Here is a 25086-nt window from a genome sequence, read left to right on the forward strand (position 1 = left end):
CTACTCCCCAATAACGGCTTCGACTGGAAGGATCTTTCCCCGGGCGGCAGTATAGCCTCCTGATTCAACGGAACGCGTTACGTGGCCACTCCCCTGCCCCAGATCCTGAGCAACCTGCATGCCGCCGCCGAGGCGGCCGGCCGGCCCGATCCGCGCCTGCTGGCCGTGTCCAAGACCCAACCGGCCGAGGCCGTGGCCGCGCTGGCCGCACAGGGCCAGCAGGCCTTCGGCGAGAACTATGTGCAGGAAGCGCTGGCCAAGATGCAGGCGTTGCAGCACCTGGCGCTGGAGTGGCACCTGATCGGCCACCTGCAGTCGAACAAGGCCGAGGCCGTGGCCACCCACTTCGACTGGGTGCAGAGCGTGGACCGGCCCAAGCTGGTAACGGCGCTGGCGCGCCATCGCCCGGCCGCACGCGGCCCGCTGAATGTGCTGATCCAGGTCAACATCGACGATGAATCCAGCAAGCACGGCTGTGCTCCGGAAGAAGTGGACGCACTAGCCGCGGCGATTGCCGCCGAGCCCACCCTGCGCCTGCGTGGCCTGATGGCGATTCCTGCGCCGTGGCCCGAGGTGGAGCGCCGTCGGGATGCGTTCGTGCGCATGCGCACACTCTTCCAGTCGCTGGCCGCCCAGCATGCACAGGTCGACACGCTGTCGATGGGCATGAGCAGCGACTACGCCGACGCCATCGCCGAGGGCGCCACCCTGGTGCGCATCGGCACCGCCCTGTTCGGCGCGCGCCCGCGCCCGGCCTGATTTTCCAAGGAGACATCCATGGCAGCTGATTCCATCACCTTCATCGGCGGCGGCAACATGGCGCGCAGCCTGATCGCCGGTCTGATCCGCCAGGGCGTGCCCGCCGCGCACATCCATGTGGCCGAACCGGTTGCAGCGCTGCGCGAGTCGCTGGCTGCCGACTTCGGCGTGCAGGTACACGACAACGCCACCGATGCCGCCGCACAGGGCAGCACCTGGCTGCTGGCGGTGAAGCCGCAGGTGCTGCGTGAGGTCTGCCAATCGCTGCAGGCACTGGCCCAGGCAAACCGGCCACTGGTGGTGTCGATCGCTGCCGGCATCACCAGCGCACAGCTGGAGCGCTGGCTGGGTGGCAACCTGCCGGTGGTGCGCGCAATGCCCAATACCCCCGCTCTGCTCGGCGCCGGCGTGACCGGCCTGTATGCCACGCCCTCGGTGGATGCACAGCAGCACGCGCAGGCCGAACAGGTGCTGGCCAGTGCCGGGCGCACCGTGTGGATCGAACGCGAGGCACTGATGGATTCGGTCACCGCCGTGTCTGGCAGCGGGCCGGCCTATGTGTTCCTGCTGGCCGAAGCGATGGAAGCAGCGGGCATTGCCCAGGGCCTGCCGGCCGACGCCGCGCGCACGCTGGTGGTACAGACCCTGCTGGGCGCCTCGCGCATGCTGGATGAGGCCGGTGAGAGCCCCGCAGAGCTGCGCCGCCGCGTGACGTCACCCAACGGCACTACCCAGGCCGCGATCGAGAGCTTCCAGGCTGGCGGCTTCGAGGCACTGGTGGACAATGCACTGCGCGCCGCGCAGGTGCGTGGACAGGAATTGTCTGCGGCGAATGATTGATCCCGATGTGTGCCGACCAACGGTCGGCACCTACCATCATCCACGCATGGCGTGGATGATCATTGCCCCAACGTGGCCATGACGAAATCCACGAAGCACTGCAAACGCGGGCGCGGACGTCGATCGGGCAGGTAGATCAGGTGCATCGGCCGCGGTTCGGGCAGGTAGTCGCGCAGCAGCGGCTTCAACCGCCCCGCTGCGATCTCCGCCGCCAGCAGTGCGGTGGGCTGCAGTACCAGCCCGGCCCCGGCCACGGCGGCTTCGCGCAACGCGAAGCCATCGTTGCTGCTCAGCCGTGCCTCCCAGTCGACCTGTTCGCCGTTGGCCAACTGCCAACCATGCCCGCCGCGCCAGGCCAGGTGGCTCAGGCAGTCGTGCCCCTGCAGGTCATCCGGTGTTCGCGGCGTGCCGCGCCTGCGCAGGTAAGACGGCGCCGCGCACAGGCTCATCGCATACGGCGGCAGCGGCCGCGCCACCACTTCCTGCGATGGCAACGGCCCGACCCGGATCGCCGCGTCGAAGCCATCTTCGATCAGGTCCACGCGGCGGTTGCTCAGGTCAAGCTCGATATTCAACTGCGGCTGCGCGCGCAGCAGGCCGGCCAGCTGCGGCGCCAGCACGCAGCTGCCCCAGGTGGTGGGCGCGCTGACCCGCAACAGGCCACGCGGCTGTACCTGCAGGCCGGCCACATCGGCCTCGGCCTGCTGCACCTGCTCCAGCACCTGCCGGCACCCGGCCAGGTAGGCGCTGCCGGCTTCGGTCAAGCGCTGGCGGCGGGTGTTCCGTTGCAGCAACGCGGTGCCCAGATGTGCTTCCAACTGCTGGATGTACTTGCCCACCATCACCGCCGACACCTGCAGCTGTTCGGCGGCCCCTGCAAAGCTGCCGCGCTCGGCCACGGCGACGAAGGCCTGCATGCAGCGAAGGGTATCCATTGCTAATCCAGAGTTAGGAATCTGCGAATCATACGCCGCTTACCTAACCCCGCTGTGACGGCGCAGACTGCGCTCACTCCCACACGCAAGGAACGGCCATGAAGATCCTCCTCGTCGGTGCCAGTGGCACCCTCGGCCAGGCAGTCGCCCGTCAGCTCGGCCAACAGCATCAGATTCTCGCCGCCGGCCGCCACAGTGGCGAACTGCGCGTGGACCTGACCGACGACGCCAGCGTCGCCGCGCTGTTTGCGCGTACCGGTGCAGTCGATGCGGTGATCTCCACCGCCGGCAAGTTGCACTTCGGTCCGCTGCAGGACATGACGCCCGAGCAGTTCAACCTGGGCCTGCAGGACAAGCTGCTGGGCCAGGTGCGGCTGGCACTGGCCGCCCAGCACCATCTCAACAGTGGCGGCTCGATCACCCTGACCAGCGGCATCGTCAGCGCACAACCGATCCGCGACGGCGTCAACGCCACCGCAGTGAATGCCGCACTGGAAGGCTTCGTGCGCGCCGCCGCACTGGAACTGCTCCCGCGCGGCCTGCGCATCAACGTGGTCAGCCCGAACGTACTGATCGAATCGATGGCGGCCTACGGCCCCTACTTCCCGGGCTTCGAAGCGGTAAGCGCGCAACGCGCCGCACTGGCCTTCCAGCGTGCAGTGGAAGGCATCCAGAGCGGCGAGACGATCACGGCCTGGTAAGAAAAAGGGGACGGAGGGGATTAAGTCGTTTTCGTCCGCCGGGCATGGCCCGGCGCTACCGGGAGCGCGTCCCCTTTTTCATTCCCAGCGCATCGGGCCGTCGCCGCGTTCGCCGAGGACGTCGCCGGGGTTGGCCAGGCGGCAACGCTGCAGCGACAGGCAGCCACAGCCGATGCAGCCGGTCAGTTCATCGCGCAGCAGCTGCAGCATGTGGATGCGCTCTTCCAGCTCGGTGCGCCAGCGCGCGGACAGCTTGGCCCAGTCAGCCTTGGTCGGTGCACGGCCTTCAGGCAGGCTCTCGAAGGCGCGGCCGACCGCTTCCAGTGGCATGCCCACCCGCTGCGCAACGCGGATCACTGCCAGCCGGCGCAGCACGTCGCGGCTGTAACGGCGTTGGTTGCCCGAGGTGCGCAGGCTGCTGATCAGCCCCTTGCGCTCGTAGAAATGCAGTGCGGAAACGGCCACGCCACTGCGCTGGGAGACCTCGCCAACGCTGAGTTCCTGGGATGCCATTGCTTGACCTCAACTATAGTTGAGGTGGCATGCTGCTATCTTCGCCGCCCGTTGACAAGCGCGGCCCGCACCTGACAGGTATGACCCCGACCCTCTCTCCCGCCGACACCCGCCTGCCGGCTGACACATCGATCCTGTCCGCGCGCTACCGCGCCACCACCCTCGGCATGGTCGCGCTGGTCGCGCTGCACGCCTTCGAAGCATTGGCCGTCGCGGCCGCGATGCCCACGGTGGCCGAAGCACTCAGCGGCCTGCGCCTGTATGCGCTGGCCTTCGGTGGCACCCTGGCCACCAGCGTGATCGGCATGACCCTGGCCGGACGCTGGGCCGACCGCCAGGGCCCGGCACGGCCGCTGTGGTACGGCCTGGCCTGCTTCGTGCTGGGCCTGCTGCTGGCCGGCTTCGCCGTGCGCATGGGCATGCTGGTGGCCGGGCGCCTGCTGCAGGGCCTGGGTGCGGGCGCGATTTCGGTCTCGCTGTACGTGATGGTCGGCCGCAGCTACCCCGAGCACCTGCGGCCGAAGGTGTTCGCGGCATTCTCGGCGGGCTGGGTGGTGCCCTCGATGGTCGGCCCGGCGCTGAGCGGCCTGATCGTCCAGCATCTCGGCTGGCGCTGGGTGTTCCTGGCAGTGCCGCTGCTGGCAGTCCCTGCTGCCCTGTTGCTGCGGCCTGCGCTGGCGCGCATGCAGGCCTCCGCCGACAGCAACGACGACGAGGGGCGCGGCAACGTCGTACGTTGGGCCAGTGGTGCATCGCTGGCGGCGCTGCTGCTGTACTTCGGCGGCCAGCAGCACGGTCCGACCGCCCTGCTCTGCATCGGCGTGGCGATGCTGGCGCTGCTGCTATGCGTGCATCGCCTGCTGCCGGCCGGAACGCTGATCCTGCGCAGGGGCCTGCCCAGCGTGATTGCACTGCGCGGCATCGCCGCTGCCGCATTCTTCGCCTGCGAAGCCTACCTGCCGCTGCTGCTGCAGCGCGAACGCGGACTCCCGCCCAGCTGGGCCGGCGCGGTGCTCAGCCTCGGCGCACTCGGTTGGTTCGCCGGCTCCTGGCTGCAGGGTCACCAGCAGCGCGGCTGGTCACGCCAGCAACTGCTGCGCGTCGGCACGGCGATGATGACGGTCGGCATCGCCGCAACGCTTGCGGTGTTGTTCAATGCAGTGCCATTGCCGGTGGCCCTGGTGGGCTGGACGGTCACCGGTTTCGGCATGGGCATGATCTACGCCAGCCTCTCGGTACTCACGCTATCGCTGTCAGCAGCGCATGAGCAGGGTGCCAACACGTCGGCCCTGCAGCTGAGCGAGGCCCTGTCGGTGACCACCGCGCTGGCGGTCTCCGGTGCGTTGTTCGCGCTGTTCGTGGAAAGCGCGCCGCACACCGGCTACCTGCTGTGCCTGGCGATCACCTTCGGCCTGGCGGTGCTGGCTGCGGTGATCGCGCGGCGGGTGTAGCGCCGTCGGGTTTCGGCAGTGCCGGTCGCTGGCCGGCACCATCACGGGATTCCCGCGTGCGCGGAGAGTGCCGGCCAGCGGCTGGCACTACCGGGTCCCCGTCCCCACGTCATCGATATCCCGGTGCAGGATGCGCCGCACTTCCAGCACCGCTTGCGGGGTCTCCTGCACGCTGTGGCCGGAAATGATCACCTTCTCCGACTGTGCACCCGGCAGGTGCGCACTCCAGTACGGCACCAGTCCGTCATCGGACTTGTCCACCGGCAGCTCCGGCTTGCGCTGGGCGATGATCGAGTGGTACTTCAGTCCCGCTTCGATCGGCAGCTGCGCTGCGGCCTTGACGAACGGATCGCTGGCCTTGAGATTGTCGATGCTGTTGGGAATCTTCGGCTTGGCCGTGCCATCGACCTGCTGCTCGGCCTGCGCCAGCGCCATGAACACATCCTCGAACTTGCCGAGAATGGTCAGCGGCAGGCGCACCAGCCGGCCCAGCAGGCGCCCGACCTTGTTGCCGGCAATATCGGTGCCCTGGTGGGGAGCGGCGATGAAGATCGCGCGCTCCACGTTCGGCTGTGCCTTGAAATGCAGCAACGGCCCCAGCTTGTTCTGCACGCGCTTCAGACGCTCGCCCTTCAGGTCATAGTTGGCCAGCAGGTCGTTCCACAGCACGTCACCGGAATCGCTCACCAGCAGCCGCGCGAGCACGCCGCCCATGCTGTGGCCGATGTAGACCATGTCCTTCGATGCACGCGTGCTGCCATTGGGATCGAAGTGCTTCAGCGTGTCATTGAACGCGTTGGCGATCTCGTAGCGGTTCAGCGCGATCGGTGCGTTGGTCGGGTAATAGACCTGCCACACCTGGAACTGCTGGCGCAGCTCCGGGTCGCCCATGATCTCGTTGGCCAGGTTCACCCAGGCTTCCGGGCTGCTGGCCAGGCCGTGCAGCATGAAGATGATGCGGCGGTTCGGGTCCCACGGCTGCATCAGGTAGATGTGTGGCTCGCCGATGCCCTCGCTCATGCCGAACAGGGTGCGCAGTGACTGCCGGGCGAAGCCGCTCTGGGCAAGCCACAGGCCGTAAGCCGCGGTGAAATTGCCGGCCAGCGGCACCTGCTCGCCGTGCAGGGTGATGCGCTCGGTGGCTTCCGGCGAATAGGCATCCAGTTCAACCCGGCGCGTCCGCATCACATCGTCCAGGCTGCTGCCTTCGAAGCGCAGCAACGCGGTGACGTTGATCGAGGACATCTCGCTGAACTCAGGCACCGAATCGTCATGCCGGTGGCGACGGCCACGGCGCTCGTCACCGCCTTCATCCGCTGCCGTTTCGGCCTTCGGGCCATCCGCTGCGACTACGGGTGCGACCAGCTTCGGCGGGTCCATCACCATCACCAGCTCGGCACCGAAGCCATCACGGCGATAAGTACTGCGCAGCCCGACGAAGCTGACCGTGCCGGCCGGCACCAGCTGCGCGGGAATGCTTTTCAGGTTCAGCTGCTGGTAGTTGGAGGCCAGCGACCAGCTGCCAACCGAGATCGGCTTCGTGTAGTCCTCGCCAGCCAACGCAGCGGCGCGCGCACGCACGAACAGCACCACCGCTGCCTTCTCGGCGGCGTAGTTGTAGTAGTCTCGCACCTGTGTCTGCCGGTCCTCGAAGGCACGGTCGGACGGCGAGCGGCCGCTGTAGAACAGGTAGGCATAGGCGTAGCGCGCGGCTTCCAGCCAGGCGTCCAGCGCTGCGTCGCTCATCGGCGGATCACCGGCTGCGGTCTTCTTCGGCGTCAGCGCCAGCGCGGCCTTCACCCACAGTTCGGACAGCGCCGACAGCCGCTGCTCGACATTGAGATCGTCGGTCATCAGCAGCGTGCTGCGGCAGACCAGGAAGTCCTTCTCGCACTGCGATTCGTCCAGGCCTGCCGCGCTGAGCGTCTCGCGCGCGGCGGGGCTGAGCTTGCCGGTATTGAGCACGTCGGCACGCTTGTTGACCAGCGAATCGCTGGACTTGACCTGCTTGACGGTGACCATCGCACAACCGCTGCTGCCCAGCAGCAGGAAGGCGGCGAACAACACCGGCAGCGCACGCTGCCAGCGGATCAGGAGGAGTCGAGTCATTACTGCGGGTCCTGCTCGGTGCCAGGTACGCCCTGGCGGATCACGGTGGAGAAGTGTTCGCCGCTGCCCAGGTCCAACGCGCGCTGGGTGATGCGGCCCTTGTCGTGCAGCTCGGCGTACGGCACACCCGGGGTCAACGCACCCACTTCCTGTGCGTACTCGGCCAGGTAGCCGGACAGCAGCAGGCGGTAGTCCAGCGGCAGGCGCGGCGCGATGTGGCGGGCCAGGTCGAAGACGATGGTGGTGCAGTTGCTGGTGAGCGTGTTGTAGAAGCCCGGCTTCGCATCCAGTTCGCGTGCCTGTGCGATGTACGCGGCAAACAGCTCCTTCAGCTGCGCCCGGTCCATGCCATGCAGGCGGTACAGGTAGACGTCCTCACCGCGCGCATTGGTGCGGGTGCGGATGATGTCGGTCTCCTCCGCGGCTACCAGGGTCATCTCGAACTTGCGGAAGAAGCCGCCCAGTGCCGAGAACGATTCGCCGCGCTCCTTGCGGATCTCCAGCGAGAACACCACGTGGCGCCCATCCTCGAAGCCAAACGAGATGAGGGTGTGGGCGATCGCCGGGCCCATCCAGTACGACAGCACCAGGTCGGCCGAGCGGAGTTGGTCCAGGTCGTACGCGCGGCGCACCCAGTGCGCGTCGTAGTCGGTTTCACTGCGCCAGGTGAAATCACGCACGTTGTCGAACACCACGTGGCGCCCATCGAAGGACACCACATGCAGGCGCTGGGCCACGTCGTCGGCCCATACGCGGTCCTGGCGCGGGGTCAGCAGCAGCCACCAGAGGCCAGCCAGCGCCAGCGAAGCGCCGAACGCCAGGCCCAGGCGACGGCTGCTGCGGCCACGCGCGACCCGCCATGAGGCCCACAGCGCAGCCAGCAGCCACAGCACGGCAATACCGTTCACCAGCCAGCCCGGCCCGGGCATCTGGTAAGCCAGCAGCCCGGTCACCCACAACGCTGCCAGCGCCATGGCACTTCCTGTCATCCAACGTCCTGCGGCTCTCACTGGCATCCTGTCGCGGTCCCGAAGCCGCATAGTTAGCCACAAGCGGGTTCACCGTGGCATCTACGGCCCGTTCAGGCACGCCGGCGCACCGTCTGCGGCGGCCCCGCGGCCAGATGAATCACACAGGAGCAACGATGGGCATCACTTCCGTGGCCGGCGTTCCGGTCCAACCCCGGCACCGCGCAACCTGCCACTGCGGCACGGTCGAGCTGCTGCTGGACCTGCCGGACGGGATCGTCGATCCCCGCCGCTGCGACTGCTCGATGTGTCGGCGCCGGGGTGCCATCGCCGCCAGCGTCCCCCGCCAGGGCCTGCAAGTGGTGCGCGGGCAGCATCACCTGCAGAAGTACCAGTTCAACACCCATGTGGCCGAGCACTACTTCTGCGGCGTGTGCGGCATCTACACCCATCACCGGCGCCGCTCCAACCCCGACCAGTACGGCTACAACGTGGCCTGCCTGGAAGGCATCGACCCGTTTGCGCTGGGGGTCATTCCGGTCAGCGACGGGATCAATCACCCGTCAGACCGCAGCGACTAGTGGCGCGTGCGCCGCGGCGGCGTGGCGATCTTCTGCCAGGGCGCCATGCCGCTGCGCCCCGCCCGCGCGGGTCGTTTCAGCCAAGGCCGGCGCGGCGGTGCCTGCGGCGCATCCGCGGCCGGGGGAGGAAGCGGTCGACGGCCAGGCCAGAGATGATCGAGCAGCCACATGGCGGGTCTCCGTGGGGGACGGGGACGATCAACATTAGACCTGGATGGGCATGGGTGGCGTGAGCGGAAGACGACAACGGGATGACGGCGGAGGGGGCGATGAGCCTGCTACGCCGTATGCTCGGCCAACGTGCCTTTGCGTTTCCGCAGCAACAGGTGCAACAACACAGCACACACAGCCGTCAGCAGTGCCAGTACACGCAGCAGTGTTGCCAGCGCCTTGGCGCTGACCTGCTGCAGCTGCTCACCGCTCATCGCCGGCAGCAGTGCCGCCGCCTGGTCGCGGGACCCGCTCGCCAGATAGGCACCGGCGCGTGCCAACGACGAGGGCGATGCCCCATGCAGCTGCTGGTCGGCCAGCATCGCCAGCAGCGCCGTCACTGCGGCCAGGGCGATGCCTTCGCCCGCTACCCGCACGGTTCCGAAGATGCCGGCGGCCATGCCCGCACGCTGTACAGGCACCACGCTCACCGACAGCCCATCCATCAGGCCCCATGGCAAGGCCGTCCCTGCACCGACCAGCATCAGCAACGGCACCCACTGCGAGGGCGACGGCTGCGATGCGTGGCGCGACAACAGGTACAGGCCAGAGGCACAGACCAGCAGTCCCAGCGTGCACAGCCGCGCACTTCCAACGCGCTCCGCCCAGCGCGCAGCCAGCATCGGCAGCACCAGCATCGGCGCGGACAGCGCCAGCATCTGCAGTCCCACCAGCGTCGTGCTCTGGCCATGCACGCCCAGCAGTTGCAGAGGCAACACGACCAGCAGCACCACGTAGCCCAGGCAGGTCGCCACCGGCAGCAGCTGGACGCCGAGAAACGCCGGTTGCCAGAACAGTGAGAGGTCCAGCAACGGGGAAGGATGCAGCCGTTCGGTACAGACGAACGCGCCGCCCAACAGCAGCGTCGCCAACAGCGCCAGCTGCACGCGACCGGCGTGCAGGCCGTACTCGCCCAGCCACAGCAGGGCCAGGGTCAATGCCGCCAGCATCAGGCTGAAGCCCAGCATGCCGGCGATGTCCAGCCGTCCGCGCTCGCCCCGGCTTTCGGGCAACGCGCGCGCGGCCAGTGCGAACGCCGCCAACGTCAGCACACCGCCCGCAGCGAACACGCTGCGCCAGCCCAGCGCCTGCAGCAGCAGGCCCGCGAGCAGCGGCCCCAGCGCCAGGCCCGCACCGAATGTCGTGCCCAGCAGGGCGAAGACACGGGCACGCCTCGGTCCCTGCCAGCCCTGCGCCAGCGCAGCGGTGCCCGAGGCCAGCGCTGCGGCAGCGGCAACGCCCTGCAGAGCGCGCGCCAGATCCAGCCACAGCAGCGTAGGCGACAGGCATACAGCGGCCGTCGCGACGGTGAAGCCGGCCGTGCCCAGCAGGAACATCCGCCGTCGGCCATGGCGATCAGCCAAGCCACCGGCAGCGAGCAGCAGGCTGCCGAAGGTGAGCATGAAGGCGTTGGTCACCCAGGCCAGCGCAGTGGGCGATGCCACTGAGGAGCGGGACAGCACCGGCACCGCGACGGCGCCGGCGGTGAAGGACAACGGCAGCGCCAGCGCGGCCAGGCAAACCGCAAGCAGCGTCCAGCGTTGCGGCGTCTGGGCAGGTACAGGGAGCATCGAAACCGGGGCCATGCGGGCCTCCATCCATCAGGGGCACTGATGATGGGCGGGCCGTTATTCCTGAAAAACAGGCTCTATGGACGTTGATTGCGGCCATATGTTCCGCAATCATGTCGGTCATGGACTCCATCTCTGCCCTGCTCGCCTTCGTCCGAACCGCAGAGGCGGGCAGCATCGTCGGCGCTGCCCGCGTACTCGGCCTGTCCGCCTCGGCGGTAGGCAAGCGCATCGCCCGCCTTGAACAGAACCTGGGCACCCGTTTGTTCCAGCGCACCACCCGCCGCGTGCACCTCACCGACGAAGGCGAACTGCTGCTGCAGCGCTGCCGCCGCGCACTGGATGAACTTTCCGAAGCGCAGGCGGACCTGGCGCAACGACAGCACGCTCCCAGTGGGCTGCTGCGCATCGGCCTGCCCACCATCGGCTACCGCTTCCTGCTGCCGGTGTTGCCCGGATTCCAGCGACGCTACCCCCAGGTGCAGCTGGAACTGGAGTTCAATGACCGCATCGTCGACGTGGTCAGCGAAGGGCTGGACGCGGTGATACGCAGCGGCGAACTGGCCGATTCCAGCCTGACCGCACGGCGACTGGGCGGCTTTCGTTTCATCCTCTGCGCGGCACCGGGGTATCTGAAGGCGCACGGCATTCCCGGCGATGTAGGCGACCTGCGCCTGCACACCGCGCTGCGCTTCCGTTACCCCACCACCGGAAAACTGCATCCGTGGCAGCTGCCGGGCATCGAAGGCGACGCCGGGGCGCGCCTTTCCACGGCGATGACCTGCAACAACATGGAAGCCGTGCTGGCCGCTGCGATCGGTTGCATGGGCCTGGCCTGGATGCCTGACTTCCTCGCCGCCGACGCGCTGGCCGACGGCCGCCTGCAACAGGTGTTGCCCACACTACCTACGCACCAGGGGCAGTTCTCGCTGCTATGGGCCGGTGGGCGCCATCCCAGTGCACGCCTGCGGGTGTTCATCGACTATGCCGTCACGAACCTGTTCCAGGACGCCTCATAAAAAGGGGACGGAGGGGATTAAGTCGTAATCGGCCCTACTGTGCCCGAAACGACCTAATCCCCTCCGTCGCCTTTTTCCCTGGGCGCTGGCGCTGCGTTGAGCTGGTAATGCGCGACCAGCGCATCCACCACCGCGCGCACACCCGGCAACTGTCCACGACGATGCGGCAGCAGCACGCTGGTGGTCACTTCGCCGGCATGCCACGCCGGCAGGACCTGCTGCAGGCGGCCGGCCGCAATCGCTGTGGCACACAGGCTGTGCGGCAACACCGTGATGCCAAGGCCCGCTTCGGCCGCCGCGATCAGCAGCTGCGATTCATTGCCGACCAGCGCAACCTGCGGTTCCACCTGCACGGTGCGGGCGTCGGTGCCGTGCAGTGTCCAGCGCGTTGCGTGGCGCGCCGTCAGCAGGCCGGCATGCGCGCGTAGCTGCTCGGGCGTATCCACTGCTGGCGCGGCTGCCAGATAGCCAGGCGACGCCACCAGCACGATGCGTTCTCTACTCAGCGAGCGCTGCACCAGACCGGAATCCGGTAGCGGACCGAAGTGGCTGCGCAAGGCAATGTCGATGCCTTCCTGCGCCAGGTCGACGAAACGATCACTCACTTCAACTTCGATGCGCAGCCGCGGATAGCGGCGGGCCAACGGGGGCAGGCACACGGCGAGCTCGCCCTGCACCACCGGAATCGAAGCGCTGATGCGCACGGTGCCACTCGGTTCGGCCTGGCGGTCACGGACAATGGCCTCGGCGGACTCCACCTCGGACAACGCCGCGCGTGCGCGATCAAAGAACGCCTGGCCGACTTCGGTCAGCGCGAAGCGCCGCGAACTGCGTTGCAGCAGCCGTACCCCGAGGTGTTCTTCCAGCAGCGCCACGCGCTTGCTCAACGTCGAGCGCGGCAGGCCCAGATGGCGTCCGCCTGCTGCAAAACCGCCCTGCTCCACTGCGGCCACGAACAGGGCCAGATCGTTGAGGTTGAGCATGCGCAACGTCCACAGGTGTGGACTTCAGGATGCCATTCGAACCGCTTCCGGGGCAATGTCCACGCAGGCACGCTTTCCTCACCCGCCGCATCGCGGCTTGAACCGGAAACCTGCCATGACCCCGATCCTCTTCTACGGCGTGCCCTCGGGCTGCTCGTTCGGCTCCATCGTCGCGCTGGAATGGCTGCGCCAGCCGTATCACCTGTGCCGTATCGACATGCCCGGCCAGGTGCAGGGCGAAGACTATCGCCGCCTCAATCCACTGGGCGAAACCCCCACTCTGTGCACCGCGCAGGGCGAACTGCTCAGCGAGAGCCTGGCCATCCTCAACCACCTGGCCGCCAAGGGCGTTGCGCAGGGGCTGGGCTTCGCACAGGGCACCTCCGGCTTCGACCGCCTCAACCACCGGCTGGCCTATCTCAACACCAGCTTCTTCGGTGCCTACGCCCCGCTCTGGCACGCGCTGGAACACGCCGAGGGCGATGACGGCAAGGCGCTGCGTGCCTATGGCACCACCAAGGTGCGCCAGGCCCACCAGGCGCTGGAGCAGATGCTCAGCACAGGCCCGTGGCTGCTGGGCGAGCAGCGCAGCTTCGCCGACGCCTACTTCGCCGGCATCGCCCGCTGGAACGATTACCACCAGGTGGTCGACCGCCGCGAGTTCCCCAGGGTGCAGCAGCTGTTCGAGCGCCTGCAGGACGACGCCGGCGTGCAGTTCGCCCACGCCATCGAAGCACAGCGGCCGGCTACCAGCAGCGGTGGCTTCCTCGGCGAGGTGCGGCTGGAAGACGTGCTTGAGGCCGCGGCGGCCTGAGTCCTGCCCTGCCTGTGCGGCAGCGGCGCGCAATGCCTCTTGCGCGCCGCGCTACAGTGGTATGTCCCCTGCTGCAGGAATCCGCGCATGTCCTCGTTCTCCGACCCGCAGGCCGTTGCCCGCTATGCCGAGGGCCCGCTGCGCCAGGTGCCGGGCTTCCTCGCGCTGCAGCAGATGAGTCGCCTGCTGCTGGCCGAACACGTTCCCGCGCAGGGCCGCGTGCTGGTGCTGGGCGCCGGTGGCGGGCTGGAGCTGAAGGCTTTTGCCGAGGCGCAGCCGGGCTGGCAGCTGCTGGGCGTGGACCCGGCCGCACCGATGCTGGCCCTGGCCGAGCAGACACTGGGCCCGCTGATGTCGCGCGTGCAGTTGCTGGAAGGCTACATCGACGATGCCCCCGACGTGCGCTTCGAAGGTGCCAGCTGCCTGCTGACCCTGCACTTCCTCGACGCCGCGCAGCGCCTGCACACGCTGCGCGAGCTGCACAGGCGCCTGCAGCCCGGCGCGCCGCTGGTGGTGGCCCACCACAGCGTGCCGCAGGATCCGGACGGCAAGCTGCGCTGGTTGCAGCGCTACGCCGCGTTCGCCGAAGCCTCGGGTGTTGCCCACGCCGATGCACAGCGCGCGATCGACGCCATTGCCGAGCGACTGCCACTGCTGGCGCCCGAACAGGAAGTGGCGCTGCTGCAGGAGGCCGGCTTCGACGGCGTGGAGCTGTTCTATGCGGGCTTCAGCTTCAAGGGCTGGGTGGCGTACGCCGGCTGATGCCTACGGCACCACCGTGATGCCGATGCGCTGCATCAACAGCGCCACCTGCTGCACACCCAGCGTGGCGCCACGCAGGTTGGTGCTGCGCAGGTCCAGCTCGCCCAGATCGGAATTGGTCAGGTCGCAGTCGGTGAAGTTGGCGCTGTTCCAGTCGACACCCTCGAACTGGCCACCGGACAGGTCCGAGCCAGCGAAGCTGGCGCCGCTCACGTTTGCACCGTCCCAGCGGTTTTCCCATAGCTCGCACTTTTCCAGCGTGACCCGCGAGAAATTGGCATAGCGCAGGTTCGACTTCTTGATGAAGGCGCTGCAGAACCCGCTGCGCGTGGTGATCTGGTTCATGAAGCTGGCGTTGCTGAAATCCGCACCCTGCGCGCGGCACTCGCTGATCTCCAGGCCCAGCGCCTTGATGAAGTTGAAGTGGCACATGCTGATGTCGCAGCTGCGGAAGCTGGCCTCCTTCAATGTGGCGCCATTGAAGCGGCAGCCGCTGCGGCTGTCGGCATCGTAGAAGCTGCAGTCGATGAACTCGGTGGCGGTCAGGTCGGCACCGGAAAAATCGCACTCATGGAACTGCTGGTCGACCACCTTCTGGCCGGTGTACTGGTCCGCGCCGATGCGCAGCTTGCGGTGAACGGTGCGGGACATCAGGGATTCCATGCCAGGAGTCCCGCCATCATGCCGGGCCGCGAGGGTGATCCATAGACGTGGGCGCGGGCGGATTCACCGGCAGTCCAGCCGCCCCGTGCCCCCCAATACCGGATGCACGGTGTTGCACGTTAATGCACGAACGTGCAGACTTGTGGCATGAGCTCCGATCCCAGCCCCCTCCCCGCCCAGCGCACCCGACAGATCCTGGAGGAACTGCGCCAGCAGGGCCGCGTGGTCGCCGCCGAGCTGGCGCGCCGCTATGCCGTCTCCGAAGATTCGATCCGCCGCGACCTGCGCGAACTGGCCGCACAGGGCCTGTGCCAGCGTGTCTACGGCGGCGCCGTGCTGCCGCCGCCAAAGGAGCGCCCGCTGCGCGAGCGCCTGACCCGCGACCGCGGCGACAAGGCCGAGCTGGCCGCACGCGTGTGCGCGCTTCTGCAACCCGGGCAGGTCGTACTGCTCGACGCCGGTTCAACCAACCTGGCGATCGCCCAGCAGCTGCCGCCCGCGCTCGGGCTGATGGTGATCACCAATGCGCCACAGATCGCCACGGCCGCCAGCATGCTTGAAGGCACCTCGGTGCAGCTGATCGGCGGCCGCCTGGCCAGCGGTGGCGGTGCGGTCGGCGCAGAAGCACTGGCCCAGGTGCAGCGCCTGCGCGCCGACGTGTACCTGCCCGGCCCCTGCGCGGTGGACGGCGATACTGGTGTGTGGGCAATGGATGCAGAAGAGGCCACGCTGAAGCGCGCGATGGTCGCGTGCAGCAGCCGCGTCATCGTCGCCGCCACTACTGAGAAGCTCGGTGCACGCGGCAACTGGCAGATTGCCAGCCTCGACGAGATCGACGACCTGGTGCTCACCACCTCGGCCCCGCCGGCGCTGGCGGCACGCTTCCGCGCCGCAGGCATCGCGGTACACCCCACTCCGCCCTGACCGTACCGCTCATGTCCGTTGCCAACCGCGCGCGTGCCGAACAGCACGCGACCCGCGCTGCGTTCTTCATTCCCGGCTTCGCCACCGCGCTGTGGGCCACCCTGGTGCCGTTCGCCAAGGCGCGCACCGGGATCAACGACGCCACGCTGGGGCTGGTGCTGCTCTGCCTCGGTGCCGGTTCGCTGCTGGCGATGCCGTTGTCCGGCGTGCTCGCCGCGCGCCTCGGTTGCCGGCGGGTGATGGTGGCCAGCAGCCTGCTGATCTGCCTGACCGTGCCCGGCCTGGCGCTGGCCGGTTCGGCCTGGACGCTGGGCCTCGTGCTGTTCGTGTTCGGTGCCGCCGTGGGCGCGATGGACTGCACGATGAACGTACAGGCCGTCATCGTCGAGCGCGACGCACGCCGCGTGATGATGTCCGGCTTCCATGCCTTCTTCAGCATCGGCGGCTTCCTCGGCGCGGCCACCATGACCGTGCTGCTGTCCGCACAGCTGTCGCCCTTGGCATCCGTGCTGGTCGGCGTCGGCGCCATGTTTCTGGTGATGCTGTTGTCGGCGTCGTACTGGCACAGCGAACGCATGCCGCATGACACGCCGATGCTGGCCCTGCCACACGGCATCGTGCTGTTCATCGGCGTGCTGGCGTTCGTCGCCTTCCTCGGTGAAGGCGCGATGCTGGACTGGAGCGCAGTGTTTCTCAGCGACGTGCGTCGCGTCGATGCCAGCCTCGCCGGCATCGGCTATGTGACCTTCACCCTGACGATGACCGTCGCGCGCCTGTTCGGCGACGCACTGGTGGCACGCGTGGGCCGCCAGCGCGCGATCGTGTTCGGCGCGTTGCTTGCCGCCGCGGGCGTGCTGGTGCTGACCCTGGTCACGCCGTGGCAGGCATCACTGCTCGGCTATGTGCTGGTCGGCCTCGGCTGCGCCAACATCGCACCCGCACTGTTCTCGCTGGCCGGCCACCAGACCCGCATGCCCGGCGCGCTGGCCATCACTGCCGTGTCCACGCTGGGGTTTGCCGGCATCCTTGCCGGACCGGCGCTGATCGGCTTTGCTGCCAACCACTTCGGCCTGATCGCCGCGTTCATCGGCGTGGCCACGGCCTTGTTGCTGGTGGCGATGTCCACGCGTTGGCTGCGGGTGTAGCCCGCGGCATCAACGCCGTCTGCGCCGCAGCTTCATCCGCAATCGCCGATAGCCGATCACCGTCGCCGTGGCACACAACGCGGTGCCGGCAGCGCTCAGCAGCAGCAACACCGCCAGCCGGGCACCTTCCTGGCGCAGCATCGCTGGCAGATCCCAGCTGTGCAGGAAGTAGAACAACCAGCGCCCCACCCGCTCGCGATGCCCCATCGTCAGCAACGGATCGCCCGTAGCCAGATCGAGATAGACGCGCGTCGCTTCGGCATCACCGAAGTCCACCACGGCCACCGGGAAGCGGCGCACTGCTGCGCCGTTCATGGCTTCCGGTGCACGCGGATAGAAGTAGGCATCCGCTGTCTGCTGCACCACGAAGCCCTGCATGGGCGCAGCGGACAGCGCCCGCGCCTTCTGCTGCAGCCACGCGGCTGGCAGCAAGTGCGCAACCTGCAGATGCTCGTCGCTGCCGGACACGATGCGGGTCTCGCCCTGCCCGTCCAGCAGCACCGCGAACAGCTCACCACCGATCCGTCGCCACTGGATCTCAACTGGCCGGAAGCACTCAGCATCGGCCACCGCCAGAAGCTTTGCCGGCTCACCCAACACGCCATCCACCGCCACCGCGCCGCCACGATAGCGCCCACCGTCGATCGCAGCATGCGTGCTGCTGAAGACGCCCAATGGATTCATCGACATCAGGCCGCTGAAAATCCAGGTGAACACGAAGGCCGCGGCACACAATCCGATCAGATGGTGCCAGCGCATCCACGACTCCACGTATGGCGTCTTCGCACCGGAACGATAGTGCCCACGGAAACGCCAGCGCCACACTCCCACCACGATGCCGCTGATCGCCGCCACGGTGCACAGCGCGGACAGCACGATCACCACCCACGTCCACACAGGGTCCACCGACTGCATGCGCAGGAAGTACAGCCAGTGCAGCCAGGCGCCCACATAGTTCCAGCGCTGCTGCACATGCGGGGCGTCCAGCACCACTTCACCGGTACGCGAGGACACGTACAGGTCGCCCGGCTGCGCGCCGCCCACCTCGACGCGATACAGCGGTCGATGCACATCCAATGCGCGCGAATGCGTCCAGCGGTCCTCCTCCACGCGCATCGCACCCACGAAGGCCTGGCCGACCGCGAACTGCGCGGCGGATGCTTCGGCGCGCTGTGCCGACACCGGCAGCAGGGCCTGGCCGGTCACGGCAGACCAGGCGCCCACGTTGCTGCCACTTCGCACCACATACGCCGGCTCGCCACGCAGCGTGGTCAATGCCACAGCCTCCGGCTCGGCCTGCACGGCGGCAGGCAGTACAGACAGCCCCTGCAGGTCGCGGGCCTCACCCAGCACCGGCAACGCCGCCAGCCGCTCGCCGGGCGTCAGCTTCGGGTAACCAATGAACAGCATCACCATGCCGCTGACGAGCCACAGCAGCATCAGCAGGCATCCGCCGATGCCCAGCCAGCGATGCACCAGGTAGGTCCAGCGCTTGGCGGTGGAACGCAACGTCATCGCCAGCGCCCTCAGAAGCGATGGTCGACGGTGAATTCGACGCGCCGGTCCGCCCCCAGCAGCCACTGGGTGCTGGTGTAGTACGCGGTGGCGTAGTACGCCTTGTCGAACACGTTGAACAACCGCGCGGACAGCCGCGTGCGCGGTGCCGCCTGCCAGGTCAGTGCCAGATCGGTGGTGCTGTAACCGGGCAGCTCCAGTGTATTGGCGTTGTCAGCGTAGCGCTTGCCGACGTAGCGAACGCCACCCGCCGCATTCCAGTCCGGTGCGAACTGCCAGCCCAGCCACACACTGGCCAGGCGCTCGGCTACGTTCGGCGGCACGTTGCCATCACGCGATACCAGCACCGCCGGCGAACCCGTGGTTTCCAGGAAGTCCTCGAATTCGGCCGTCAGCACCGTCGCGTTGGCATCCAGCGTCCAGTGCGGCGCGACATTCCAGGTCAACGACGCTTCAATACCGCGCGAGGTCTGCGCGCCCACCTGCACGCGGCGATCCGGCACCAGCGGATCGCGGCTGAGCAGCCCGGTCTTGCGGATGCGGTACGCCGCCAGCGTCCACTCGCCACCGTCGAAGGCCTGCTTCAGGCCCACCTCGATCTGCCGCCCCTTGGCCAGGTCGAAGGCTCCGTTGGCCGGGCTGATCATCAGCAGCCCGCTGACCGGATCTGCCGCCTGCGAGTACTGCGCATACAGGCTCAGCGTCGGCTGCAGCGCAAATACCGTGCCTGCGCGCCAGCCGGTGCTACTGTAGGTTTTCGAGAACGCGTTCTGGCCCCTGATCAGATCGGTACGATCAATGCGCGCGCGGTCGTGGCGCAGCCCACCCAGCACCGACCAGCGCTCGCTCAGCGCCAGCCGGTCCTCCACGAACAGCGCGTACTGCTCGGCACGGTTGCGGTAGCGCGGCAGGTTCGGCGCATCGCTGGCGAACTGCCCCGGCACCGGATGGAACGGATCGACCGGGCCGGAGCTGCCGGTGTAGGTGTTGTTGGTGTGCTTGAAGTGCGCGCGGTTGGCATCCAGGCCCACGGCAAAACTGTTCTGCAGGTCACCCACGCTGCCCTGCACGCGCAGCGTCGAGGTCAGCCCCGTCTGGTCCTGGTTGTGGGTGATCTGGGTGTTGCCCGAGCGGTCGACCAACCCGGTTCGCGGGTTGTAGACATAGGCCTCGGCGTTGCGCCAATCGCGCTGGCTGTCGATCTGGTAGACGCGCGTGCGCCATTCCACATTCGCGGTTGGCGTCCACAGTGCATCGAGCTGGGTCCAGCGGTCGCGGAAGCGGATCTCGCTGTCGTCCACGTTGTAGTTGCGGTGGCGCAGCGCCTCCAGCTGGCGGCCCTCGACCAGCGGCGTGCCGAAGTAGCGCATCGGCTGCTGGTAGCCCTGCGCATGGGTGAGCGTCAGCTGCAGGTCCGGGCGAGCCTGCCACAGCAACGCACCGGAGAACGTCGCATCGTTGTTGCGGCCACGGTCGACCCAGCCACCGCTGTAGTTGCCACTCACATCCAGCCGGTAGGCCAGCCCGGGCGTCAGCGCGCCACCACTGCCGAAGCCCAGCCGCGCGGTGTCCTCGCTGCCCACGGTCATGCTGATCTCGTTTTCGATGGCACCGCGCGAGGGCTTCTTCGGCACGATACTGATCACGCCGCCAATCGCACCGTCGCCATGGATCACTGAGGCCGGGCCGCGCAGCACTTCGATGCGCTCGATCGGCCAGGTATCGAACGGGAAGGTGATGCCCACGCCGCCGTACTGGCGCAGCCCGTCGTACAGCCGCATCACCGAGGCACCGTCCGTGAAGCCGCGACTGGACAGCGCACTCAGGCCATTGCCCGGGTGCGGCATGGCACTGATCGCACCCGCCCGGCTGATCGCATCGTTGAGGTTGCTGTCGCCGCGCTGCTCCAGGTGCTCGCGCGAAATCACCGTCAGGCTGGCCGGTGTCTGCAGCACGCTCAGGCCCAACGCAGAGCCGGCGCTGGCGGTGGAGGACAGCTCGCCGCTGCGGGTATCGACCACGCGCACGGTATCCAGCGTGGTCGGGGGTGCCGCGTCGGCCGCAAGGGCAGAAGCGGAGTGCAGCAGCAACGCGCAAGCGACAGGCAGCGTCGCCCGGCGCAGGTACGCGGGGTTGGGGTTCGTTTTCATTTTTTCACGGCATGCAAGGCCACCCCGCAATGGCAGGGCAGCAATCAGAAAGGGACAGACACGCGCGTGCGGGCAGCGGCCGTGGCCGGCAACCTCATGGAAAAACGTTCAATGCAACGCGCGTGCGGCTCAGGCGGCCATGAAGGCCGGTGGCCCGCGCGCTCCCAATGTGCCGCTGATCCGTTGCGGCAACGTCCGTACCGCACCGCGCAGCGCGCGGCACACCTGTGCCATCGGCGCCAACAGCAGCACTGCCGCCACCAGCAGGGTGATCAGCCGCGCAGCGATCAGGCAGTAATCGCAGTCCACACCCATCTCATGGTCGGCGTGTGGATCGGCAGCCGGCTTCGCTTTCGATTCCCCGTGCTGCATTGCCATCGCGTGATGGTCGTGGTGCCCTTCCATCGCGTGCTGCGCATGCTCTGCGTGCATCGCGTGATTCATGGCTGCCACCGGTGCGGTGGTCGCAACGTGGCCATGCGCCAGCCAGCGGCTCACCAGTGGGGCGAGCAGCACCAGCAGCATGGCAAGCCATGCCAGGACCTGGAACCGGCGGTGGAGGACAGAACGACGCACACCCCCATTCTACGGGGGGATGACCAACCTTGGACCATGTTCAGGGTTTCCAGAAAGATGGTGCGACGTTATGACGCAGCCTCGGACGCAGGCGCTCTCCATGGCCCCAGGGGGGACGGAAGGCGACCTTACGGCCCCTTCCGTCCCCGCATCGCATTGCTAGAACCGCGCGGGCTGCTGCACCGCACGTTCCAGGAACATGACGCCCGCCTGCAGGCTGTTGCGGGCGTTCTCCAACCAGCGTTCCGGATCGGCCACCGCGAATCGCTCCTGTGCATCCACATCACCCGAATCGGCCAGGTCGGCCAACTGCAGATGGATGTGGTTCTCCACCAGGCTCACCAGCACGGCGAGCTCGGCCGACAATCCGGCGATGCGTTCGGTGAAGCCAGCGTCGTTGCTGTTCAGAGACATGTCCCCTGTTCCTATACGTTGCGGTGTTGATGGATGGCTTCGAAACGCTCGGCACAGGCAGGCCCACAGAACAGCCTGGCCGGATCGTTGTCGAAGTCTTCGCTGCAGTCCGGGTTGTGGCATTCCCCAATGGGTGAGAGAGGAGCAACGTTGCTGGCCCGCGTTGCGTGCCGGGCCAATGCGCGTTGCAGATGGCGCGCTTCAAATTCCTGCGCTTCGTCGATGGTGTCCGTCATGCCAGCTGTATTTTATCGGGGGGTGGTCGCACCGATTGAGAACGCCGCGACGACAGTGGAAAACGCGGGCTCGGCATCGGATCGGCGTTCGCAGTTGCAATGGATTTCAGGCATGCAGGCTCCTTGTGCATGGGTGCCCCGAGGGGCGGTGGATTGAAACGAAGGGCCGTCTCTGACGGCGATCGCATCATCGGAAAAGCGGTTCTCGCCAACTGCGACGCAACGTCGCGCAGGCGACGATCTGCGCACGTCATCGCAGATCCATCGCCCGCTGACAGTTTTCATCCGGACCAGGGATGCAAGGTACTGGAAGGTGTTGCAAATGGTGTCACTTTCCGACACCATGATCACGTCATCTCCCTCCACCTTGCCCTGGCCACGTCGCGTTGGTCCGCCGTCGCGTGGCCGGCACACGGCAGGCATTGCACAGCGCATTGGCCACTACCCGCTGCGGTGGACCGATCCACGTTCCAAGGGGCCCCGTCGAATGCACACACCGCACCCAGCGCAGGACATCGTTCCGGCGTTCCTGCAGGCCATGCACGCGCATGGCATCGTGCCGGATGCACGTGGCCGCGACGCACTCAACGCCGATGGCACGCTGGTGCGCTTCCATGTGGAAGGCGACCGCCATGGCACCCGCAATGGCTGGGCCGTGTTGTTCGGAGACCACGTGCCGGCCGGTGAGTTCGGCAGCTGGCGCACTGGCAGCCGCCATGCCTGGTGTGCGAAGCCGGAAACCACACTGAGTGCTGCCGAACAGCGCACGATCCGGCAACGCCAGGAAGTCGCCCGTACCGAACGGGAACGGCAGCAGCGCGAACGAGAGGAGGCCGCAGCCAAGGCCGCCAACGTATTGTGGAACCGCGCCCTGCCCGCAGACGTGCACCATCCCTACCTGATGCGCAAGGGTATCCACGCGCATGCGCTGCGTGTGGCGGCATGGCCCGTGCGCAACAGCGACGGCCTGGTCTTCCGCTACATCGACAATGCCCTGCTGGTGCCGGTGATGAACGCCACGGGCCGGATCGTCTCGCTGCAGGCGATCTTTCCGCGCACGGATCCGGCACTCGGCCGCGACAAGGACTTTCTCAGCGGAGGCCGCAAACAGGGCTGCTTCCACGTCATTGGCAAGCCGCTGCCTGGACAGCCGATCGCCATCGCCGAGGGCTACGCCACGGCGGCGTCAATCCACCAGGCCACGGGCGGGTGCGTGGTGGTGGCCTGGGACGCAGGCAATCTCGCTGCGGTCGCCCGTGCCTGGCGCAGCGCGGTTCCCGATGCCGACTTCGTCATCTGTGCCGACAACGACCGATGGACCCGGCAACCGCTGGACAATCCCGGTGTCACCCACGCCACTCGCGCTGCCGCAGAGATCGACGCGCGCGTGGTGTGGCCCGAGTTCGCCGCGCTGCACGACGACGATGACCGCCCGACCGACTTCAACGATCTGCACCTGCGCGAAGGGCTGGAGGCAGTGCGCACCCAACTGCTCCCTCGGCCGCCTGCCATTACCGAGGAAGACACTGCGGAAGAGGATGCGCCATCGTCGTCCAACGCACGCTACCAGGTACCCGGCAACCTGTCCGCATTCGATGCCTTTACTCCGTTCCCCGACACCGGCGCGCGCGGACGCCCGCTGCCGACCGCGCGCAATCTGGCCGAGCTGTGCCGGCGCACCGGCGTCACCGTGCGCTACAACGTCATCCGCAAGGATCTGGAGATCCTGGTCCCGGGGCTTCAGAGCACGGTCGACAATGCCAAGGAGGTGGCTGCCGGTGAAGTGATGGACTGCATGCACCGCGCCGGCATGGCCATCGCCAGCTTCGAGACCAACCTGTGCCAGGTCGCCGAGGCCAATCCGTACAATCCCGTCGCCAGCTGGATCACCTCACGGCCCTGGGATGGCCAGTCCCGCCTGCAGGCGTTCTTCGACACCGTGCAGGAAGCTCAACCCACGCGCATGGCCGACGGCCGCATCCTGAAGGAAGTGCTGATGCGTCGCTGGCTGATCTCCGGCGTGGCCGCGGCGTTTGAGCCGGACGGCGTGGTGGCGCGTGGTGTGCTGACCTTCGTTTCGAAGCAGAACCTGGGCAAGACGCGCTGGGCACGGCAACTGGCACCGGCCGAGCTGCAGTTGATCGCCGATGGCGTGGTGCTCGATCCGGCCAACAAGGACAGCATCAAACAAGTCATCTCCAAGTGGATCGTGGAACTGGGCGAAGTCGACGCCACGTTCCGTCGCACCGATATCGCTGCGCTGAAGTCGTTCATCTCACGCAGCCACGACGAGATCCGCCGCCCGTATGCGCGCACGGAATCCCGCTATGCGCGGCGCACCATCCTGTTCGCCAGCGTGAATGACGAGCGCTTCCTGCGCGACGCCACCGGCAACACCCGCTGGTGGACTGTGCATGCCGTGGGCCTGGGCGAACCGGCACGGATCGACATGCAGCAGGTGTGGGCCGAAGCCCATGCGCTCTACTGCGACGGCGAGACCTGGCACCTGTCCAGCGAGGAACTGGATGCGCTGAACGCCACCAACAGCGAGCACGAACCGATCTCTCCGATCGCCGAGCTGATCGACCGCTACTTCGACTGGTCCGTCCCTGCCGTGCAGTGGAGCGCACAGTACCGTGCCACCGAGATTGTCATCGCGGTCGGCATCGACAAGCCGAACCGCCGCGAGGTCAACGAGGCCGCCGCCTATGTGGTCAAGCGCCATGATGTGCGCACGAAGGTGGTCGGCAAGGAACGGGCCAAGGTCTGGTTGATGCCACCGCGAAAGCTCAACCTCGCCGGGCACGCAGCCGGTCCGTTCTGATGCCATGAATCCATGACGGCCATCAGATCGACCGCAGCAGCGCTGAGTGTCACCTCGCCCAATTGGGATGCCAGTAGATGAAAGGTGTTGACGAGGACGGTCCACAGAGGCAAGATATCCGTATCGGCTTCGCCACCTTCCAGGAGCGCTTCCGCCATGCCTCGTCCCCGACTGCATGCCTTCGAAGGTGAGCAGCTGACCGTGCAGCAGATCCACCAGCGGGTACCGGTGCTTTCCGAACGCACCATCCGCGACCACCTTGCTGCCGGCCGCCGTACACGTTCCGCCATGCTGAGCTTCGACCCGATCGCGGCGGCTGCCCGAGGTGGTCGCATCACCCAGCGCATCCTGCGCGCACGCAGCACGGCCGGTCGCGATTCCTGACCCGCCCGCACTGCCGAATTTTCCCAGGAGTAGATTCCG

At 67.4% G+C, this 25086-nt stretch carries 23 protein-coding genes and 1 pseudogene; 12 read left to right on the top strand and 12 right to left on the bottom strand.

What is annotated here, in order from left to right:
- The first annotated feature begins 81 nt into the window (after positions 1–81).
- Together AC2A1N_RS17010 and proC are read left to right on the top strand one after the other, a co-directional pair.
- Positions 82–759, top strand: a complete 678-nt coding sequence (locus AC2A1N_RS17010; RefSeq protein WP_231352589.1) for a YggS family pyridoxal phosphate-dependent enzyme — start codon at positions 82–84, stop codon at positions 757–759.
- Positions 760–777: 18 nt separating this feature from the next.
- Positions 778–1599, top strand: a complete 822-nt coding sequence (gene proC / locus AC2A1N_RS17015) for a pyrroline-5-carboxylate reductase (RefSeq protein WP_061479775.1) — start codon at positions 778–780, stop codon at positions 1597–1599.
- 59 nt (positions 1600–1658) lie between these two features.
- Here the strand turns inward: proC and AC2A1N_RS17020 are convergent, their stop codons facing one another.
- Positions 1659–2534 carry a LysR family transcriptional regulator gene (locus AC2A1N_RS17020; RefSeq protein WP_095377013.1) on the bottom strand — a complete coding sequence of 292 codons (876 nt, stop codon included), beginning with the start codon at positions 2532–2534 and terminating at the stop codon, positions 1659–1661.
- Positions 2535–2632: 98 nt separating this feature from the next.
- Here AC2A1N_RS17020 and AC2A1N_RS17025 point away from each other — a divergent pair, with 98 nt between their 5' ends.
- Positions 2633–3235, top strand: a complete 603-nt coding sequence (locus AC2A1N_RS17025) for a short chain dehydrogenase (protein ID WP_134969238.1) — start codon at positions 2633–2635, stop codon at positions 3233–3235.
- A 78-nt stretch (positions 3236–3313) separates the two neighbouring features.
- On the opposite strand, the gene soxR is transcribed toward AC2A1N_RS17025, so the two are convergent.
- Complete coding sequence (soxR, locus tag AC2A1N_RS17030) at positions 3314–3748, bottom strand: redox-sensitive transcriptional activator SoxR (RefSeq protein WP_111197479.1); 435 nt, start codon at positions 3746–3748, stop codon at positions 3314–3316.
- A gap of 29 nt (positions 3749–3777) precedes the next feature.
- Here soxR and AC2A1N_RS17035 point away from each other — a divergent pair, with 29 nt between their 5' ends.
- Positions 3778–5199, top strand: a complete 1422-nt coding sequence (locus AC2A1N_RS17035) for an MFS transporter (protein WP_061479771.1) — start codon at positions 3778–3780, stop codon at positions 5197–5199.
- A gap of 87 nt (positions 5200–5286) precedes the next feature.
- Here AC2A1N_RS17035 and AC2A1N_RS17040 read toward each other — a convergent pair whose 3' ends face one another.
- Both AC2A1N_RS17040 and AC2A1N_RS17045 read right to left on the bottom strand, forming a co-directional pair.
- On the bottom strand, positions 5287–7308 hold the full coding sequence (locus tag AC2A1N_RS17040) for an esterase/lipase family protein (RefSeq protein WP_061479770.1): 2022 nt from the start codon (positions 7306–7308) through the stop codon (positions 5287–5289).
- Positions 7308–8282, bottom strand: a complete 975-nt coding sequence (locus AC2A1N_RS17045) for an Lnb N-terminal periplasmic domain-containing protein (RefSeq protein WP_484373050.1) — start codon at positions 8280–8282, stop codon at positions 7308–7310. The genes AC2A1N_RS17040 and AC2A1N_RS17045 overlap by 1 nt, the downstream gene beginning before the upstream one ends.
- Before the next feature lie 170 nt (positions 8283–8452).
- Between AC2A1N_RS17045 and AC2A1N_RS17050 the strand changes: the two genes are divergently transcribed.
- On the top strand, positions 8453–8857 hold the full coding sequence (locus tag AC2A1N_RS17050; RefSeq protein WP_061479768.1) for a GFA family protein: 405 nt from the start codon (positions 8453–8455) through the stop codon (positions 8855–8857).
- Positions 8858–9135: 278 nt separating this feature from the next.
- On the opposite strand, the gene AC2A1N_RS17055 is transcribed toward AC2A1N_RS17050, so the two are convergent.
- Complete coding sequence (locus tag AC2A1N_RS17055; RefSeq protein WP_154350331.1) at positions 9136–10653, bottom strand: MFS transporter; 1518 nt, start codon at positions 10651–10653, stop codon at positions 9136–9138.
- Positions 10654–10760: 107 nt separating this feature from the next.
- On the opposite strand from AC2A1N_RS17055, the pseudogene AC2A1N_RS17060 reads away from it, so the two are divergent.
- Positions 10761–11685 (top strand): annotated as a pseudogene (locus AC2A1N_RS17060) (LysR family transcriptional regulator).
- A gap of 25 nt (positions 11686–11710) precedes the next feature.
- Here AC2A1N_RS17060 and AC2A1N_RS17065 read toward each other — a convergent pair.
- Positions 11711–12640: a LysR substrate-binding domain-containing protein gene (locus tag AC2A1N_RS17065; RefSeq protein ID WP_061479767.1), complete on the bottom strand. Its 930-nt coding sequence runs from the start codon at positions 12638–12640 to the stop codon at positions 11711–11713.
- A gap of 115 nt (positions 12641–12755) precedes the next feature.
- On the opposite strand from AC2A1N_RS17065, the gene AC2A1N_RS17070 reads away from it, so the two are divergent.
- Together AC2A1N_RS17070 and AC2A1N_RS17075 are read left to right on the top strand one after the other, a co-directional pair.
- Positions 12756–13454: a glutathione S-transferase family protein gene (locus AC2A1N_RS17070; protein ID WP_061479766.1), complete on the top strand. Its 699-nt coding sequence runs from the start codon at positions 12756–12758 to the stop codon at positions 13452–13454.
- 87 nt (positions 13455–13541) lie between these two features.
- Positions 13542–14216: a class I SAM-dependent methyltransferase gene (locus AC2A1N_RS17075; protein WP_061479765.1), complete on the top strand. Its 675-nt coding sequence runs from the start codon at positions 13542–13544 to the stop codon at positions 14214–14216.
- Between the two features lie 3 nt (positions 14217–14219).
- Here AC2A1N_RS17075 and smqnr read toward each other — a convergent pair whose 3' ends face one another.
- Positions 14220–14867 (bottom strand): SmQnr family pentapeptide repeat protein, encoded by a 648-nt coding sequence (smqnr, locus tag AC2A1N_RS17080; protein ID WP_061479793.1) that lies wholly within the window; start codon positions 14865–14867, stop codon positions 14220–14222.
- 159 nt (positions 14868–15026) lie between these two features.
- Here smqnr and AC2A1N_RS17085 point away from each other — a divergent pair, with 159 nt between their 5' ends.
- Both AC2A1N_RS17085 and AC2A1N_RS17090 read left to right on the top strand, forming a co-directional pair.
- Positions 15027–15803: a DeoR/GlpR family DNA-binding transcription regulator gene (locus tag AC2A1N_RS17085; protein ID WP_061479764.1), complete on the top strand. Its 777-nt coding sequence runs from the start codon at positions 15027–15029 to the stop codon at positions 15801–15803.
- An 11-nt stretch (positions 15804–15814) separates the two neighbouring features.
- Positions 15815–16948: an MFS transporter gene (locus tag AC2A1N_RS17090; protein ID WP_484372967.1), complete on the top strand. Its 1134-nt coding sequence runs from the start codon at positions 15815–15817 to the stop codon at positions 16946–16948.
- 9 nt (positions 16949–16957) lie between these two features.
- Here AC2A1N_RS17090 and AC2A1N_RS17095 read toward each other — a convergent pair whose 3' ends face one another.
- The 5 genes from AC2A1N_RS17095 to AC2A1N_RS17115 form a co-directional block, all read right to left on the bottom strand.
- Positions 16958–18463 carry a PepSY domain-containing protein gene (locus tag AC2A1N_RS17095; protein ID WP_484372969.1) on the bottom strand — a complete coding sequence of 502 codons (1506 nt, stop codon included), beginning with the start codon at positions 18461–18463 and terminating at the stop codon, positions 16958–16960.
- An 11-nt stretch (positions 18464–18474) separates the two neighbouring features.
- Positions 18475–20613: a TonB-dependent receptor gene (locus AC2A1N_RS17100; RefSeq protein WP_484372971.1), complete on the bottom strand. Its 2139-nt coding sequence runs from the start codon at positions 20611–20613 to the stop codon at positions 18475–18477.
- Between the two features lie 129 nt (positions 20614–20742).
- The gene (locus tag AC2A1N_RS17105; protein WP_061479760.1) at positions 20743–21138 is read right to left on the bottom strand and encodes a DUF2946 family protein; all 396 of its coding nucleotides are present in this window, start codon (positions 21136–21138) and stop codon (positions 20743–20745) included.
- Positions 21139–21348: 210 nt separating this feature from the next.
- Positions 21349–21603 carry a hypothetical protein gene (locus tag AC2A1N_RS17110; RefSeq protein WP_005408345.1) on the bottom strand — a complete coding sequence of 85 codons (255 nt, stop codon included), beginning with the start codon at positions 21601–21603 and terminating at the stop codon, positions 21349–21351.
- Between the two features lie 11 nt (positions 21604–21614).
- The gene (locus AC2A1N_RS17115) at positions 21615–21839 is read right to left on the bottom strand and encodes a hypothetical protein (RefSeq protein WP_484372973.1); all 225 of its coding nucleotides are present in this window, start codon (positions 21837–21839) and stop codon (positions 21615–21617) included.
- 487 nt (positions 21840–22326) lie between these two features.
- Between AC2A1N_RS17115 and AC2A1N_RS17120 the strand changes: the two genes are divergently transcribed.
- On the top strand, positions 22327–24663 hold the full coding sequence (locus tag AC2A1N_RS17120) for a VapE domain-containing protein (RefSeq protein ID WP_061479759.1): 2337 nt from the start codon (positions 22327–22329) through the stop codon (positions 24661–24663).
- Between the two features lie 156 nt (positions 24664–24819).
- Positions 24820–25047, top strand: coding sequence for a hypothetical protein (locus AC2A1N_RS17125; protein ID WP_061479758.1), 228 nt, complete (start codon positions 24820–24822; stop codon positions 25045–25047).
- Positions 25048–25086 lie beyond the last annotated feature (39 nt).

Source organism: Stenotrophomonas maltophilia group sp. SKK55 (assembly GCF_057179845.1).